Here is a 14,418-nt window from a genome sequence, read left to right as displayed (position 1 = left end):
AGTTTCAGTTTTATTTATATAAAATTTAAACCACGTTACATACAACAAAATAGAAATAATTAGAAATAATTTTAATACATAAATTCTATTTAACATAATATACATTATGCGAAGTTAAACATTGTTAAGTTTTGAAGAAAAAATGTGTTTTTTTAGTTCGAGTATAATTTATAATTCTAATTGTTCCCTTTTTGATCTAACCAATATCCCACAATCATACCTATTAACGCGGAAATAACCAATCCTTGCTCAACAAAAAAAGTAAAATAATTTAACGTTAAAATACTTATTCCACTAGTTATAACCGCCATCAATATTACTCTTTTTTTAATCATAGGAATAACCATTGCAATAAATGTGGCTGCAATAGCAAAATCTAAACCTAGTTGATCGACATCTTGTAATAAGTGAGCAAAATAGATGCCTGAGAAAGTCGCAATATTCCATATAAGATAAAATGTAAAACCAGCAATAATGGCATACCAATAATCAAAATAGCCTTTTTTAAATTGCTCTGCTTGAGAAATAACAAACATTTCATCGGTTAATAAAAAAGCGAAAAAAACACGTTTAATTAAAGGTAATTTCACTATCTCATTATGATAAGTGGCAGAATATAAAAGGTGGCGAGAACCAATCATTACAGTGCTATTAATTAATGCTAACCAACTGCCCCCTGCCCCTAAAATAGCAATGCCAGATAACTGTGCCGCCCCTGCAAAAATACATAAAGACATCATTTGAGCTTGTATATTGCTAAGCCCTGCTTGTATCGACAATGTACCACATAAAATTCCCCAAGGTACGCAGGAGAGAGCTAAGGGTAATACAGCTAAAATTGCTGATATATTTCTTGAAAATTGCTGTTCTTTTTTTATCATTCTGTTTATTCTCTACTCTATTCAATTATTATTTGCAAATTTTCGTGGTAATGTTACCGCTTATTATTGTCATAAAAAGGGCTATAAAAATGTTCTTAATCCATAAAAAGCTACCATACTTAAAATAATTACCGTAAAGGTATGCTTAATAAAAATACTAAATAAAATGGCACAAATACCTGCCCAAAAGTAGCTACTATCAATCAATGCAGTTACTTGCTTAGTGGCAATAAAATCTTGAAAGAGTACGGGGGTAAACATTGCCGTTAACACACAAGGTGCGGTAAAAAGTAGGATCGATCGAACTTTGTTACTTAAATTAATTTTAAAACTACGGGTAAAAAAGAGATAACGAATTAAAAATGTGATAACTGCCATTACTAAAATCGCAATCGTAAAATAAGATGATGAAATCATTGTACTCCCCTTCTATCTAATGAATAACCCACTAACATACCAATTAAGGTAGAAATGACTAATCCTTGTTCAACAGCTAAATAACTGAAAAATAAAATACACACGCCACTCGTCATCGCCGCAATAAGAATGGCTTTATTTTTGATCATTGGCACCATCATCGCCACAAAGGTTGCAACAATAGTGAAATCAAGCCAAAACTGATCAATATCTTGCACAACTTGAGCAAAATAAATACCACTAAAGGTCGCCATATTCCATATCACATAAAATATAACGCCACTAATGACAACGTGGGTATAATCAAGATAACCTTTTTTAAACTGTTCTGTTTGTGCAATAACAAAAATTTCATCAATTAAAAAGAAAGCAAAAAACATTCGTTTAATCAACGGCAACTTTTCGATTTCTCTTTGATAGGTCGCCGCATATAAAGAATAACGAGCCCCAATCATTATGGTATTATTCACTAATCCCAACCAGCTACCACCAGCACCTAAAATAGCAATTCCTGAAAGTTGAATGGTGCCTGAAAACACCAATAATGACATAATTTGAGCCTGCATACTGCTCAACCCTGCTTGAATTGACAAGGTGCCACATAAAATTCCCCAAGGAATAGCAGATATTGCAAGGGGTAAGACTGCAAAGGTGGCATAAATTATTTTTGATAAAAAAGACTGTGTTTGTTTCTCTGTCACTCCATTGCTCCTGTTTATTTTTATATCTATTTTTTACATAACAATAACATTAGCAATACAATTTTGCAAACTTCAATAGTCTCTATAAATTTGCAAATTTTTCAATCTATCTACCCGCTATTTTTACTATAAAAAAAGCCCTTCTCAATCGAAAAGGGCTTTTTAAAAGATATCTTTTAATTATTTATAATCTTGCGAACTAAACACTTGTTTTAATAAGCGAGTATTACGCAATCCAACATTATGACGAATTCCCTGCTCTTCTTTAGCAATCATTGTAAATACGCCTTTTAAGGCTTCGTTAGTCACATAATCATTTAAATTTGGATTCACCTTATTCACAAAAGGAATATTGTTATATTGTGAAATCACGTTTTGCCAAATGGTATCCGCACCCACTTTGGTAAATGATTTCTTAATAACAGGATTAAATTGACGATATAACTGATTAAAGGTTTGTGTTTGTAAATACTGTGTCGCCGCATTATCACTGCCCATTAAAATATTTTTAGCATCACTAAAACTAATATTTTTAATCGCATTAACAAAAATAGGGGTTGCGGTTTTAACTGCATCTTCAGCACTTCTGTTTAGTGCTTTAACGCCTTTTTCTGCAATATGTCCTAATCCAACTTTATGTAGCGTATCATTCACCATTTGTAACTCTTTTGGTAATGCTATTTTAACCAGTTTATTTTTATAGAAACCATCAACGGCGGTTAATTTACTTACCTGATGACTAACACCATTATTCAGTGCTTGACGTAATGCTGTTGCAATGTCCATTTGTGATAATGAGGTATTTTGCATAACAGAAGGAAGTTGTTGCATTACCTGTTGAGGTAGTTGAAGATTTTCTAAATTTTTACAACCTGCAATCAGTGTGATTGTGGTTAATATTATGATTTTTTTCATTATTATTTCCTGATTAAAATTAGCTCTATTTTATTGTAACATAACTGCTCATCCCGTTATAGCATTAGGAAAAAAAGCCTTACTCTAATAAGTAAGGCTTTTTTATCTATTTATCCTTTAACTGTTTATTTAACGTTTCTTTTACTACACCATCAAATGAATCAGGCTTTTCTGTTTTATGCTGTTTCAAGTAGTCATCTCGCTGCTTAACTAAAGTAGCGATTTCCGCTTCTAATGATTGACGTTTTTCTAACTTCTCTTGAATAATGGCTTGCTTTTCCTTTGTGCTTTTATTTTTTAACACTTCAGGTAATTTGCTCTCTTCTAGTTCCTCTAGTGCCACTTCTTTATTTTTAATATCAGCCACTAAGTCACCCGCTCCAGAAATAACTTTTTTAACGCCTTTCTTCTTGGCATAGTAGCTTGCATTATCGACCTGTGTTGCTTTAGGTGCCGCACTACGCACTCGCATTTTAGAAACGACTTCAGCTTGTACGCTATGATCACCATAGACAATAATCGTTGTATCCAGCGCTTCTTGCTTTCTTAAAATTTCATCATCATAAGGCGTATCAATTTGTACAACTTGACCACCATCTTGCGGAATAGCCAAATACGTACCTTTACCTAAACGTGCCATTTTTTTCCATACTTTTTTGGTCGCTCTGCTATCCCCTGCCTGAACGGTATTTACAAGAATACTTTTCTCCGTTGCTTCATTAATAATCGCAGGATATTGTTTTTCATCTAAATAATCCATATGTGGAGGTGCATCACCCACTAAGAATAAAATACGCTTGGCATTCTTATCGGTGCTCCATTGCAACTTATTAACACCCTTATCAAGTGCTTCATTCACTGACTCTGGCATATCTCCACCACCATTAGCGTCAAGCCTTGTTAATGCAGAATAAAGTGATTGCACATCAGTATCTAAATTATGTACAGTTTTGACGACATAATCATCACCACGATCACGATAGGCTACCAATGCCATACGAATTTCTGCATTTGGATTAATATCAACAATGGTATTCGCAATAGACCAAATTTTCTTTTTTGCTCCATCAATCAACGATCTCATAGAACCTGTTGTATCCAGTACAAAAAATACTTCAACAAGGTTTTTCTGATGTTGCATTTGTTGTGAAACTGGAATTTGTTTGTTTTGAGTGTTTGGCTCGGCAATAGCCACACCACCAACTAATGCAGTACATAAACCTGCAAGAAGTATTTGTTTAAATTGTGTTTTCATTATTTTCATCCTGTTGTTTAATTTAACCCTAGTATATTATCGAGAACAAAACGAGATGATTTATATAATAAACTTTTATTACACACCATAATTGGGTATCTCGAACTCTATTGGAGATAAAATTATAGATGTTCCATCTGATTTATTCTTAACGTGAAACAATAACAATCCTCTTGTCCACGCATAAGTCTGTAAGTTCCCTTTTTCAAATAACGTTGGACTATATTTTTCTAAAAATGCTTGTTCACCACCTAAAACAATACTACCAACAGCAAAAGGAGGAATCCATATTAAACCAATATTATTCTCTTGATCCCAGCCAACTGATATAAATTTTTCTTTTAAATCACTTTCAATAAATGAATTATTGTCAATAACTTCTGATGGCTCATATATAAAATCTAAAAAATCAATCCACTCATAATAATAATAATGATATAAATCTGCTGCTATTATGTTTTCTTTTGTATAAAAAGTATTCTTTTTATCTTTTCCAATCCATATTGATTCCTTAATCTTGTATTTTTTGCAAATTTTATTCAACAAGTGACCGCTATAATCTACTCTTCCCACCATTCTAGTTTAGGCAACTTATTCAAATCAAAAACTTCACCAATTCTAGGGGTGACCAATTTAATTTTATCTTGTTCTAAAACCTGATTATTATACTTTTGTAAAGCTTTGGCGATACGTTGTACAGGTTCATTCCATTGATGAGTGGCTAAGTCAAACTTGCCCCAATGTATCGGTAAAACCACTTTGGTTTGAATATCAATACTCGCCTGAGCCGTTTGTTCTGGGAGCATATGAATATCTTTCCAACTTTCGTTATAAGCACCATCTTCCATAAAGGCGATATCAAAGCCACCAAAACGCTGACCAATTTTAGTAAACTCAGGTGAATAGCCCCCATCACCACTAAAATAAACTTTAATTTCAGGTGCAATAACTGCCCACGATCCCCATAATGTTTGACGATGGTTAAAAATGCCTCTACCACTAAAATGGCGACTTGGTGCAAAGACAAATTGGATATGATTAAAGTTTATCCCTTCATACCAATCATATTCAGTCACTTTTTCATTTTTTATTCCCCAACGTAATAGATGAGCTTTCACCCCCAAAGGCACATAAAAATGCCCTACTTTTGCCTTCATTTGTTTAATGGCTTGATAATCTAAATGATCATAATGATCGTGAGAAATTAAAACAATATCAATAAAAGGTAAATCATTAATAGTTGGCTTATTTGTCATCTTAAAAGGTTCTACAACAAAAGGAATAGGTGCTGCATTATGAAAAACAGGATCGGTCATAATTGTCGTATTATTGGTTTTAAACAATACACTGGAATGCCCTAGCCACACAAATTCACCATTCTTTAATGAGTTTAGGTTTAACTTTTGAGTGATAAGAGGTTGCTCTGGATTTTTACCCTTTGGAGGAAAAATAAAATTCATTATTAATGCCACACGATCGATTTTTCGCTCACTTTGAGCTTTACCAATTGAAGTGGCATTAGTCGGAACTAAGTTTTGAAAATGCTCTCCATCAAAATGTGTAGATTGTTGAATTTTAACCATACTCTCTGTATTTGGACTATCCCCAAAAGTAGGGTGTAAATTAACATATAAAACGACAATCACTACCAAACTAACAATCAATAGTAATAATTTTTTGAGCATTTTTAGGAAAATTTTCATTTGTTATTTTTTACTCACGGCTCATTTATATCGAATTTGACATAGAAAAAAAGAAGTACAATATAACACTTCATTCACAAAACTTAAATAACGAGGTAAAAAAATGTTTATTATTTGGCAAGGATTTGGATTTTTAGCCGCCCTTATTCCACTTATCATATTCGCTACGGTACAATCCACTTTAGTAGCAACATCATTTGGTGCATATATTTTTGATATCGCTGCTACACTATCTGCTATAGCCGTATGGCTAGTGGGTTCAAAACTAAATGGTGGAAAAGGGAAAGAACTTATTGCTCCTGAAACGAATGAAAAGGTTATTTTGAAGAAAAAACATACTCTTTTTTGGATTCCTATGCAATGGTTTGCTATTCCTCTTATTTTAATTGCCGTTGTTGATATTTTCACATCTTTAATGACCACTTTCACTTAAATACAAGCGGTCACTTATTACATACTTTTTGCAAATTTTGTTCAATAAGTCACCGCTATTAAAGTTTTACTCTAAAGAAGTCGCTACTATTTGTTAAGTAATCTTATCAATTCACTATTAAATTTATTTTGATCAGAGACTTTTCCAAAAAATAAATGATCAAAACGTTCAACTTCTACTACTGATTTTTTAAGTATTTCAACGCCCTTGTCTGTTAGCTTAACGACTTTTGCCCTTGTATCAATTTGATGTTCTTTTCTAATGATTAATTTTTTATCTATTAGTTTACGAATGACATTTGAAGTCATCATCTTATCAATATCAATAAAATTAGCGATTTCAACTTGTGTAACATTTTTATGTGTAGTTGATAGCCAATAGGCACTTGCTAAAATCACAAATTGTGTATGAGTTAAATCATATTTAACTAACGCTCTTTTAATTTCTCTCTGCCATAGATTTGTTGTTTTCCACAATAAAAATCCTGTGCTTTCACTTGGCGTATCAACGCTAAAAACTTTATTCATTACTCACCTTTTCTGCCATCTCTGATAAATTATTCATTGTATTAGGAAGTCCTTTTATAATTTTTTCACCAATAATTTTTGAAAATAAAAAAGTCAATAATCCCGTTATTTGAACAGCGTGTGTTATATAAATCCCCCCTTCTTTTTCAGTTATTTTATGGATAAAATCTATTTTTGTAAGGGGTAAAAATGCACGTGTCGTAAATTCATTAAATTTATCTACTGTAATCAACTCAAACTTCGATTTAGGAGCTTGGCAAGGCTTTAAAATACCACAAACGCCCTCTTCAAATTTTCCATTCAATTTAGCAAATTCAATGTCATTATCCCATTTATGCCAATTTTCAACATCAGACCACAATGTCCAAACTTGCTCACGTGTTGCATTTGTTTTAATTGTTACTTCTTTAGACCACATACCAACTCCTATCATACTCATCTTAAAAGAGCATAATAATATATTCGTATATTATATTCAAGTATATTTTATGGTGATGTTATTTTACTTTCAGAGTAATCGCAAACTTTTTACTTTTATCTAGCGTAGAGGCGTAGCATGCTACGCCTCTACAAATACACTTTTTGCAAATTTTGTTCAATAAGTCACCGCTATAATAAGGTTTATTTTAACTGAATATGTATATGATCATACTTTAGTGAAATATTTATTACTTAAGTATTGGTGCATAAGCATTATGACCTGTCCAAAACTCAACAGCTTTTTGTATTCCACTGCTCGTGATAGTTGCTCCAGTAATACCATCCACTTCAAATTGATTGGAGTCAGCTATTTTTGAATTAGTCAGTTTGAGTTGAAACTGTTGTTCTTTTCCAAATAGATGCTTACCTACAAAACGTTGTCCAAAATCGGCATTTAAAACCTCTTGTCCCAATCCTGGGGTATCTTCAGAGTGATAAAAGCGTACACCTGCAATTGTTTTATCTGGTAAATTAATGGCTAAAAATCCTACTGAAAATCCAAATTTTCCCCATACCGTCACTGGAATAATAATTTTTGATTGTTCCTTTAGCTTCCAAAATGGAAGTGCTTCAGGTAAATGTTTGATATGTAATTTTTGTGCTTCAATTGGTACATCACTTGACTTTTTTGTTAAATCTAATGGCCAATTAAAACGAGCAACAACATCATTTATTGGTGTTACCTTGCCTGTTTTACGATTTAACGAAAAGCGTGTTAGATTACTTTGTAAACTTAATTTAATTTCCTCTTTCTGAGGAGATAAATTTACCGATTCTAATAATGCAATTCGCCAATCATTAATCACTGGAACAGGTTTTTTTTCTGTATGGACTATTAATTTTTTAGAAGATTTATTATCTCCATCACAAGCAGTTAATCCTACGCCTAAAAAAACATTATCATTAAAATAGCGGTATATTTTTTCATAATTATTACACTAAAATTATTTTAAACGACGAGGAACAATTTCAGCAATTACAGGTATTGTTCCCAAATTAGTTTCTAGAGTCATTTTTAAGTATTCACCAATCTTAAATTTACGTTCTGGTTGAAACATCATAAAATGCATTGTATTTGGTGAAATTACTTTTTTAGTGTGTGCAGAAATAACAATTTTTTTGATCATAAACATTTTACGTTCACCATTAACAAACTTTGAATCGTGCAACATTGTTTCTCCAAAACCTTCACATTTGAAATTAGTAATGATCAGATCTTTATCACTACCATTGTGAATTGTCATTTTACTACCTGTTGCTTTCGCTCCTTCTCTAACTTGGAAAATTTGAGGCTTTTCAAACTCAATTGAAGGAATGTTTTTTATTATCTGTGTATTGTTTACGATATTTTCATTATGAGCGTAACTTGGTGCAACCATTAATGCACTAAGTCCAATAGCGAATACTAATTTATTTAACTTCATAATAAATCTCCTCTGTTGTTATAAAAAATAATTAATTTTGTTTAGTAATCCACTTTGTTATATTGACTTGCCAATTAGGATCACTACTTAAACCTTGTTGTACTCTTTCTAAAATATGATTTTTATTAAGATAAAAAATTGTTGGATAACCCATCACTTTATATCTTTCTTGAGAAATATTTAATTGATCCGCTGTTAACAAATATTCAATTTTTTTCTCTTCTTTGTAAATATTTAACTGTGTTTCTGTCATATCAGTGGCAATAGAAATAATCACTAATCGTTCTTTATTTTGTTGGTGAAGTTTATTTAAAATAGGCACCGCTGCAATACAAGCTCCACAAGTTTGTGACCAAAATTCAAGAAGAATAGGTTGATCTTTATAATCACTTAATTTTACTCGCTGACCTTGGGCATTTTTTATCGCCAAATCAGGGGCAAGTTCACCTAATGCTAGTGTTTGTTCCTTACAACTAGATACTATAAAAATAACATTGATGATAAGAAATAATTTAATGCTATTTTTCATTATTACTCCATTGATTTACTAGCGTGAGTAGTTTTTTTTATTCTATCTTCACCCATATATTTTCCATGTTGTAAACGAATAATACGATCTGTTCTTTGTCCTAGATCTGGATTATGCGTTACCATCACAATAGTTCTCCCTTGTTGATGTAACTCTTCCAGTAATTGAAGAACAATTTTTTCATTTTCTTCATCAAGATTACCAGTCGGTTCATCAGCAAAAATAATTGGTGGCTGGTTTACTAACGCTCTTGCAATACACACTCTTTGCTGCTCTCCGCCTGAAAGCTGGTTAGGTAAATGTTCAAAACGAGAACCTAATCCTACTTGTTCCATTACTTTTTTAGCCGCATCAATATCTGTTACACTATGATAATATTGTGCTAACATCACGTTCTCTAAAGCGGTTAAATAAGGAATTAAATGAAATTGTTGGAAAACTAATCCTATTTTACGAGAACGAAATACTCGACGAGCCTCTTCATCTAATTCAACTGTATCTACGCCATCTAAAATTACATTACCACTGGTTGCTGTATCTAAACAGGTTAAAATATTCATTAATGTTGTTTTTCCAGAACCCGATGCTCCCATAATGGACACAAATTCTCCAGCACGAATTTGAATATTGATATTATCTAATGCCACCACATTTTTAAAATGCTTACATAAATTTTGAGTTTCTATTACAATTTTAGACATTTTATTCTCCTTTCAAAACTCTAGCTGGTTGATAATTTATTGCTTTCATTGTTGGCATAATTACTGCTATAAGCCCTGCTAATACCGATGATAATACTGTAATTGGAAAAATTTGCCAACGTAGATCAATAGTCGAATAAAAAACAGTTTTACCTAAAATTTGAGCTAATCCAAATCCAATAATTAATCCAATAATAATCGCTGTAGTAGTAATAATAGCGGTTTCACTTAAAATTTGTTGCATAATTGCTTTTTTAGATGCTCCTAATGCTTTTTGTAATGCAAATTCTTTGCGACGTTCTGATACCATTGCTGTTAATGTTGTATTAACACAAAGTGTAGATAAAATTAATATAATCACAGAAACTACACCCATTAATATTTTAACTTTATCCAGTATTTTACCCTCTGAATCAGAAACCTTTAGTATTGGTCTAACTGTATATTCAGGCATTGCCTTATGCAATTCTTGTTCGAACTGTTTTACTTGGTTTTGATTATTTAACACACTATACATCGCATAATTAATTTTATTTTCTTGGTGTAACCATTTCTGCACCAACGGAATATTTACAATAAGGTAGTTGTCTTCCGCTGCTCCTGTTTCAATAATTCCTTTAATTATTAACGAATGTTTTCTTCGCTCATCAATAAGATTAATTTTTTGACCAATTTTTAAACCTAATTTTTTAGCTAGTTTACTTCCTATCATTGCATTATTTTCATCGAAACTCACCGCTACCCATTGTCCTTTTATTTGCCAAAATGGGACTAATTTTTTTAATTGAAAAAAATCTACCCCCATCAAAACAACTTTATCCAAATCAATACGTGCCAAACCGTACAAATAAGGACTTGATGCGACAACTTCACCATTTTTTGCAAGGGTCAATGTTTTTTGATAGTCCTGCATTGTAAATGGGGTCTTTCCATTAGAGCTTACAAATAAATTGGGACCAAATGTTCTTAATTCTTTACTCATTTTAATATTAATATCAAAATAAACCGATGCCATTGCAGTGATAATTGCAGCACCTGTCATTAAAGCTAAGAAAACGACTGAAATACGTCGTATACGTAAACGAATTGAGCGTAATATCAATAATTTATAGAGTGATTGAGTTATTTTTATATTATTGATTGCCATAAAGTACCTCTACAGGATAAAGGTGAGTAATTCGACGGGCTGGAAACCAAGTTCCGATAAGTGCAATCAATATTGATACAATAATAACCACAAACATCACCACCCAATGAAATGAAATAAAAGATCCAAAAAGTGCATATCCCATTGCTAAAGAAAGTAACCAGCCTACAAGACATCCTAATAGTCCACCTATCAATGAACATAAAATAGATTCTGAGTAAAAGAGTAAATAAATTTCTGAAACTGTTGCTCCCAATGCTTTCATTAATCCAATTTCTTTTGAGCGTTGTAAAATCGCATTAGTCATTAAGGAGGAGATCCCCATCGCAGCAGCAAGTAGTGCAGCAAGTGTGACCATAAATAATAAACTTTGAATTTTACTAATAATGACACCTTCAGAGGCCGCAACTTGCCATACCGGATTGACGACGACATTACTCAATGCTTTTTCCAGCTGAAATGAAATTGATGAGGCATAAGCAGTACAAAACCAACGATCGTATTCATCAGCATCTAAAGTATCTAAATCATTATGTGCTCGATGAGAAAGTTCGTTCTCTGGCACAGTTAATGCAGAAACATTAATACTTTGAATTTTACCTTGTAAACCTAAAAGTTTTTGTGCATCACTAAGTGAAAGAATAAGACTATCATCATTATCATCACCTGAATCTAAAATTCCTGCAATAGTTACTCTTATATTTTGTTTTCCATTGAGATGTACAACCGTATTTTGTTTCCAACCTGTTTTTTTTGCCAATTGTTTACCAATCAATGCTTGATTTTTATCATCTTCAGCCCATTTTCCTGTTATTTTCCAATAGCTTGAAATGATCTTATTGCCTGTATGGTAATCTTCCTCATCACGAATGGGGAGAGATTTATCAAAGAAAGTTCCTTTAATAAGAATAGATTGTGTTTTTTCATTATCTACTCTGGCTTCAACCTCTCCTTGTAACCAAGGTGCGAAGCCAACGATATTATTTCTCCAAAAAATATCTTTGATTTGTGGTAAATCTCGTTCGGCTAAAAAATCCTGTGTTGTTTGGCGTTGTTTTAAATCTAACCATTTTGGCAATACAACCTGTCCTGCTGGTGTAATTTTAATATTCGCACCATAATTTTTCATCTCATATGAAATTTTATCTCCAATTCCAATAGAAATAATCAATAAGGCACTGATTAAACTCGTTGCAAGGAATACTGTTAATACAGCCATTAACTTTCGATTTACATCATTTTTCCAAGATTGACGTAACATATTCCAGAACATATTTACTCCTTAATATATTTCAATGGGTCATTACGAAATAGATCATAAGACTCTTTTTCTGTAAAAAAGTAAGCCTTGTTACCATATTGATATTGATATGGTGCCTCTGTATTAATTAAATGTTTACCGTTAACAGGATCAACAACATCGATTGATAACACCGTGCCAAAAAAACGTAACCCCATCTCTAATGATGTTTGAGGGATAATGATTTCATTATCTTTTTGTGTCCATTTATCAATAGGGATTGGATTACAGCCACCTTTACGACCAATTGATGGGATAAAAATACGTACCCCACAAGCAAGACAAATCACATTATTTCCTTCTTTTGCATAACCTGCATCACCACACAACATACAAGAATCAAAAACAACACCATATTTCGATTGATCTGCATAATGACGAATAACAAAAAATCGGACTTCTTTACCATCACTTGCCACCCAAGAAAAACGATGTAAGTCACTATCATCTAATTTATTTTTTTCAATATTTAAATGTATTGCATTATCTACACCTAACTTGACTTCAATCGCTGGGCTTCTTTCTATTGGATTTGATGCAACCAAATCCCACCACAATAAAATAGAAAATAAGGTGACAACAAGTAGAATGAAACGTTTTAAGTAGCTTTGTTTCATTTTTTGTTGTGCCAATGCTAATCGATGTTCAATATGATCATTTTTTGATTGTGTATTTTGAATTGCAGGAAAAACTTGAATTTTCCAATAATAAATTAATATCCCAATAAAACAGCACAGAAGAAGATAAGGATATAACCAAATATAATAATTAACTTTTGCAATATAACTTAAATTAAATATATCTAATAAATCAGTATTTAACTTAATCATTACCAACATCCATTCTCCAGATAATGGTAAAATAGCAAGTAAGCTAATCACGATAATTAATATATTATGAGTAACTCTAGGTAGCTTTAATTCTGATGATAACGCAAAACTAATAAAAGAAATAAGTATAAAGCCTAAAATCGGCATAAAGGAATTGAGTACCATATCTGTATTAATGACACTGGTTGTAGATAACATTCCTAATTGACCAATCCTTGCCCAAAAATAACTAGATGTAAAAAAAATAGAAAATAAAATTATTATTATAAAAAGATGAATATATGTTGTATTGGTTACTTTAACTAGGTTTTGTTTTTTAAATAATTCCCGAATACCATATAAAATAATTACTGCATAAGTAACTAAAGCAATACTTGCAACAATAAAAATCCACTTTTGTTGCCAAGGTAATAATAGAAATAATGTTGCACCTGTAATAATACCTAATAAAGAAACTAGGAGTTGTCGTTTATAAAGATACGTTTTAACATTCGACAAAACCAGCCCACTTAAAAATGCAGGGAACAAAAGATAAGTAATAAACTGTGAAAGATAAAAGCTCATAGTACACTCTGCAAAGTAAGAAAATAAAAGACAAAAACAATATACTCAAAATAAAATATGAGTATATTGTTTTAATAATACTTAAAATTAAGGTTTTGGTTTACCTAAATATTTAAAGGTATAGTTAGCTTCAAAAGGTTTAAACCATTTACCCACACCAGTTTCTTTATCTGTGTGACGTAATAATTCTGTTACTGGTGGTTTAATTGTGAAAGTTAATTTGTAGTTACCTACACCTAACATTTTGATATTTTGACCATAGTGAGGTCCATCACTGGCAATCATAGGCATAAATGTACCAGTTTTAGTTTTCCCAGTGTCAGTATTTGTTAATTTATAATCAATAGTTAAGAATGGAATCCACTCACCAGCACCAAATCCATTGATGTTACCTTTAGTCGCATGAATATCTGCTTCCAAGTGAACATCAGATTGTGATGCTGGACGCATTAAACCTTGAGGTTCCATTGTAATTGGTTGTAAATAAACAGCGGCAATTTCCATATTGTTCATAGTTACTGTATCACCAATTGGTGTTTCTCCAGCAAATGCAGTTGTTGAAGTTAACATTGCTCCAGCGACAATACTCGCTAACATAATTTTTTTCATAA

Annotated in this window: 18 protein-coding genes; 1 reads left to right on the top strand and 17 read right to left on the bottom strand. The window is 32.0% G+C overall.

Annotation, left to right across the window (positions count from 1 at the left end; all coding sequences use genetic code 11):
* Positions 1 to 176: 176 nt before the first annotated feature.
* From KGI96_RS03685 to KGI96_RS03655, 7 genes are all read right to left on the bottom strand, one after another.
* The gene (locus KGI96_RS03685) at positions 177 to 881 is read right to left on the bottom strand and encodes an AzlC family ABC transporter permease (RefSeq protein ID WP_211596926.1); all 705 of its coding nucleotides are present in this window, start codon (positions 879 to 881) and stop codon (positions 177 to 179) included.
* 81 nt (positions 882 to 962) lie between these two features.
* Positions 963 to 1,298, bottom strand: coding sequence for an AzlD domain-containing protein (locus KGI96_RS03680; protein ID WP_211596925.1), 336 nt, complete (start codon positions 1,296 to 1,298; stop codon positions 963 to 965).
* Complete coding sequence (locus tag KGI96_RS03675) at positions 1,295 to 1,999, bottom strand: AzlC family ABC transporter permease (RefSeq protein ID WP_211596924.1); 705 nt, start codon at positions 1,997 to 1,999, stop codon at positions 1,295 to 1,297. Before KGI96_RS03675 ends, KGI96_RS03680 begins: the two co-directional genes overlap by 4 nt.
* A 180-nt stretch (positions 2,000 to 2,179) precedes the next feature.
* The gene (locus tag KGI96_RS03670) at positions 2,180 to 2,914 is read right to left on the bottom strand and encodes a DUF4197 domain-containing protein (protein ID WP_211596923.1); all 735 of its coding nucleotides are present in this window, start codon (positions 2,912 to 2,914) and stop codon (positions 2,180 to 2,182) included.
* A gap of 106 nt (positions 2,915 to 3,020) precedes the next feature.
* Positions 3,021 to 4,169, bottom strand: a complete 1,149-nt coding sequence (locus KGI96_RS03665) for a vWA domain-containing protein (protein ID WP_211596922.1) — start codon at positions 4,167 to 4,169, stop codon at positions 3,021 to 3,023.
* Positions 4,170 to 4,247: 78 nt separating this feature from the next.
* Positions 4,248 to 4,745: a hypothetical protein gene (locus KGI96_RS03660; protein ID WP_211596921.1), complete on the bottom strand. Its 498-nt coding sequence runs from the start codon at positions 4,743 to 4,745 to the stop codon at positions 4,248 to 4,250.
* Positions 4,730 to 5,854, bottom strand: a complete 1,125-nt coding sequence (locus KGI96_RS03655) for an MBL fold metallo-hydrolase (RefSeq protein ID WP_211596920.1) — start codon at positions 5,852 to 5,854, stop codon at positions 4,730 to 4,732. Before KGI96_RS03655 ends, KGI96_RS03660 begins: the two co-directional genes overlap by 16 nt.
* Before the next feature lie 121 nt (positions 5,855 to 5,975).
* On the opposite strand from KGI96_RS03655, the gene KGI96_RS03650 reads away from it, so the two are divergent.
* Positions 5,976 to 6,305: a hypothetical protein gene (locus KGI96_RS03650; RefSeq protein ID WP_211596919.1), complete on the top strand. Its 330-nt coding sequence runs from the start codon at positions 5,976 to 5,978 to the stop codon at positions 6,303 to 6,305.
* Positions 6,306 to 6,391: 86 nt separating this feature from the next.
* Here KGI96_RS03650 and KGI96_RS03645 read toward each other — a convergent pair whose 3' ends face one another.
* The 10 genes from KGI96_RS03645 to KGI96_RS03600 all read right to left on the bottom strand — a co-directional run bounded on the left by KGI96_RS03645 (position 6,392) and on the right by KGI96_RS03600 (position 14,416).
* The gene (locus KGI96_RS03645) at positions 6,392 to 6,832 is read right to left on the bottom strand and encodes a MarR family winged helix-turn-helix transcriptional regulator (RefSeq protein WP_211596918.1); all 441 of its coding nucleotides are present in this window, start codon (positions 6,830 to 6,832) and stop codon (positions 6,392 to 6,394) included.
* A complete protein-coding gene (locus KGI96_RS03640) occupies positions 6,825 to 7,250 on the bottom strand; it encodes an SRPBCC family protein (RefSeq protein ID WP_211596917.1) in 426 nt (141 codons plus the stop codon). Before KGI96_RS03640 ends, KGI96_RS03645 begins: the two co-directional genes overlap by 8 nt.
* Positions 7,251 to 7,500: 250 nt before the next feature.
* Positions 7,501 to 8,118 carry an FMN-binding protein gene (locus KGI96_RS03635; RefSeq protein WP_213156555.1) on the bottom strand — a complete coding sequence of 206 codons (618 nt, stop codon included), beginning with the start codon at positions 8,116 to 8,118 and terminating at the stop codon, positions 7,501 to 7,503.
* Between the two features lie 138 nt (positions 8,119 to 8,256).
* Positions 8,257 to 8,736 (bottom strand): copper chaperone PCu(A)C, encoded by a 480-nt coding sequence (locus KGI96_RS03630; protein ID WP_211596915.1) that lies wholly within the window; start codon positions 8,734 to 8,736, stop codon positions 8,257 to 8,259.
* A 31-nt stretch (positions 8,737 to 8,767) separates the two neighbouring features.
* Positions 8,768 to 9,265: a TlpA family protein disulfide reductase gene (locus KGI96_RS03625; RefSeq protein ID WP_211596914.1), complete on the bottom strand. Its 498-nt coding sequence runs from the start codon at positions 9,263 to 9,265 to the stop codon at positions 8,768 to 8,770.
* A 2-nt stretch (positions 9,266 to 9,267) separates the two neighbouring features.
* Positions 9,268 to 9,966 carry an ABC transporter ATP-binding protein gene (locus tag KGI96_RS03620; RefSeq protein WP_211596913.1) on the bottom strand — a complete coding sequence of 233 codons (699 nt, stop codon included), beginning with the start codon at positions 9,964 to 9,966 and terminating at the stop codon, positions 9,268 to 9,270.
* Between the two features lies 1 nt (position 9,967).
* Positions 9,968 to 11,113, bottom strand: coding sequence for an ABC transporter permease (locus KGI96_RS03615; protein WP_211596912.1), 1,146 nt, complete (start codon positions 11,111 to 11,113; stop codon positions 9,968 to 9,970).
* Positions 11,100 to 12,386: an ABC transporter permease gene (locus KGI96_RS03610; RefSeq protein WP_211596911.1), complete on the bottom strand. Its 1,287-nt coding sequence runs from the start codon at positions 12,384 to 12,386 to the stop codon at positions 11,100 to 11,102. Before KGI96_RS03610 ends, KGI96_RS03615 begins: the two co-directional genes overlap by 14 nt.
* 2 nt (positions 12,387 to 12,388) lie before the next feature.
* Positions 12,389 to 13,807 carry a Fe-S-containing protein gene (locus KGI96_RS03605; protein WP_211596910.1) on the bottom strand — a complete coding sequence of 473 codons (1,419 nt, stop codon included), beginning with the start codon at positions 13,805 to 13,807 and terminating at the stop codon, positions 12,389 to 12,391.
* Positions 13,808 to 13,894: 87 nt separating this feature from the next.
* A complete protein-coding gene (locus tag KGI96_RS03600; RefSeq protein WP_211596909.1) occupies positions 13,895 to 14,416 on the bottom strand; it encodes an iron transporter in 522 nt (173 codons plus the stop codon).
* Between the last annotated feature and the right edge of the window lie 2 nt (positions 14,417 to 14,418).

Origin of the sequence: Phocoenobacter atlanticus subsp. cyclopteri (assembly GCF_018343795.1) — a bacterium.
GTDB lineage: Bacteria > Pseudomonadota > Gammaproteobacteria > Enterobacterales > Pasteurellaceae > Phocoenobacter > Phocoenobacter atlanticus.
This window is presented reverse-complemented; position numbering and strand designations above follow the sequence as displayed.

Coding starts and splice junctions, on each gene's coding strand:
- KGI96_RS03685 (WP_211596926.1), bottom strand. CDS start 881: ATGATAAAAAAAGAACAGCAATTTTCAAGAAATATATCAGCAATTTTA.
- KGI96_RS03680 (WP_211596925.1), bottom strand. CDS start 1,298: ATGATTTCATCATCTTATTTTACGATTGCGATTTTAGTAATGGCAGTT.
- KGI96_RS03670 (WP_211596923.1), bottom strand. CDS start 2,914: ATGAAAAAAATCATAATATTAACCACAATCACACTGATTGCAGGTTGT.
- KGI96_RS03665 (WP_211596922.1), bottom strand. CDS start 4,169: ATGAAAACACAATTTAAACAAATACTTCTTGCAGGTTTATGTACTGCA.
- KGI96_RS03660 (WP_211596921.1), bottom strand. CDS start 4,745: ATGGTGGGAAGAGTAGATTATAGCGGTCACTTGTTGAATAAAATTTGC.
- KGI96_RS03655 (WP_211596920.1), bottom strand. CDS start 5,854: ATGCTCAAAAAATTATTACTATTGATTGTTAGTTTGGTAGTGATTGTC.
- KGI96_RS03650 (WP_211596919.1), top strand. CDS start 5,976: ATGTTTATTATTTGGCAAGGATTTGGATTTTTAGCCGCCCTTATTCCA.
- KGI96_RS03645 (WP_211596918.1), bottom strand. CDS start 6,832: ATGAATAAAGTTTTTAGCGTTGATACGCCAAGTGAAAGCACAGGATTT.
- KGI96_RS03640 (WP_211596917.1), bottom strand. CDS start 7,250: ATGTGGTCTAAAGAAGTAACAATTAAAACAAATGCAACACGTGAGCAA.
- KGI96_RS03630 (WP_211596915.1), bottom strand. CDS start 8,736: ATGAAGTTAAATAAATTAGTATTCGCTATTGGACTTAGTGCATTAATG.
- KGI96_RS03625 (WP_211596914.1), bottom strand. CDS start 9,265: ATGAAAAATAGCATTAAATTATTTCTTATCATCAATGTTATTTTTATA.
- KGI96_RS03620 (WP_211596913.1), bottom strand. CDS start 9,966: ATGTCTAAAATTGTAATAGAAACTCAAAATTTATGTAAGCATTTTAAA.
- KGI96_RS03615 (WP_211596912.1), bottom strand. CDS start 11,113: ATGGCAATCAATAATATAAAAATAACTCAATCACTCTATAAATTATTG.
- KGI96_RS03610 (WP_211596911.1), bottom strand. CDS start 12,386: ATGTTCTGGAATATGTTACGTCAATCTTGGAAAAATGATGTAAATCGA.
- KGI96_RS03605 (WP_211596910.1), bottom strand. CDS start 13,807: ATGAGCTTTTATCTTTCACAGTTTATTACTTATCTTTTGTTCCCTGCA.
- KGI96_RS03600 (WP_211596909.1), bottom strand. CDS start 14,416: ATGAAAAAAATTATGTTAGCGAGTATTGTCGCTGGAGCAATGTTAACT.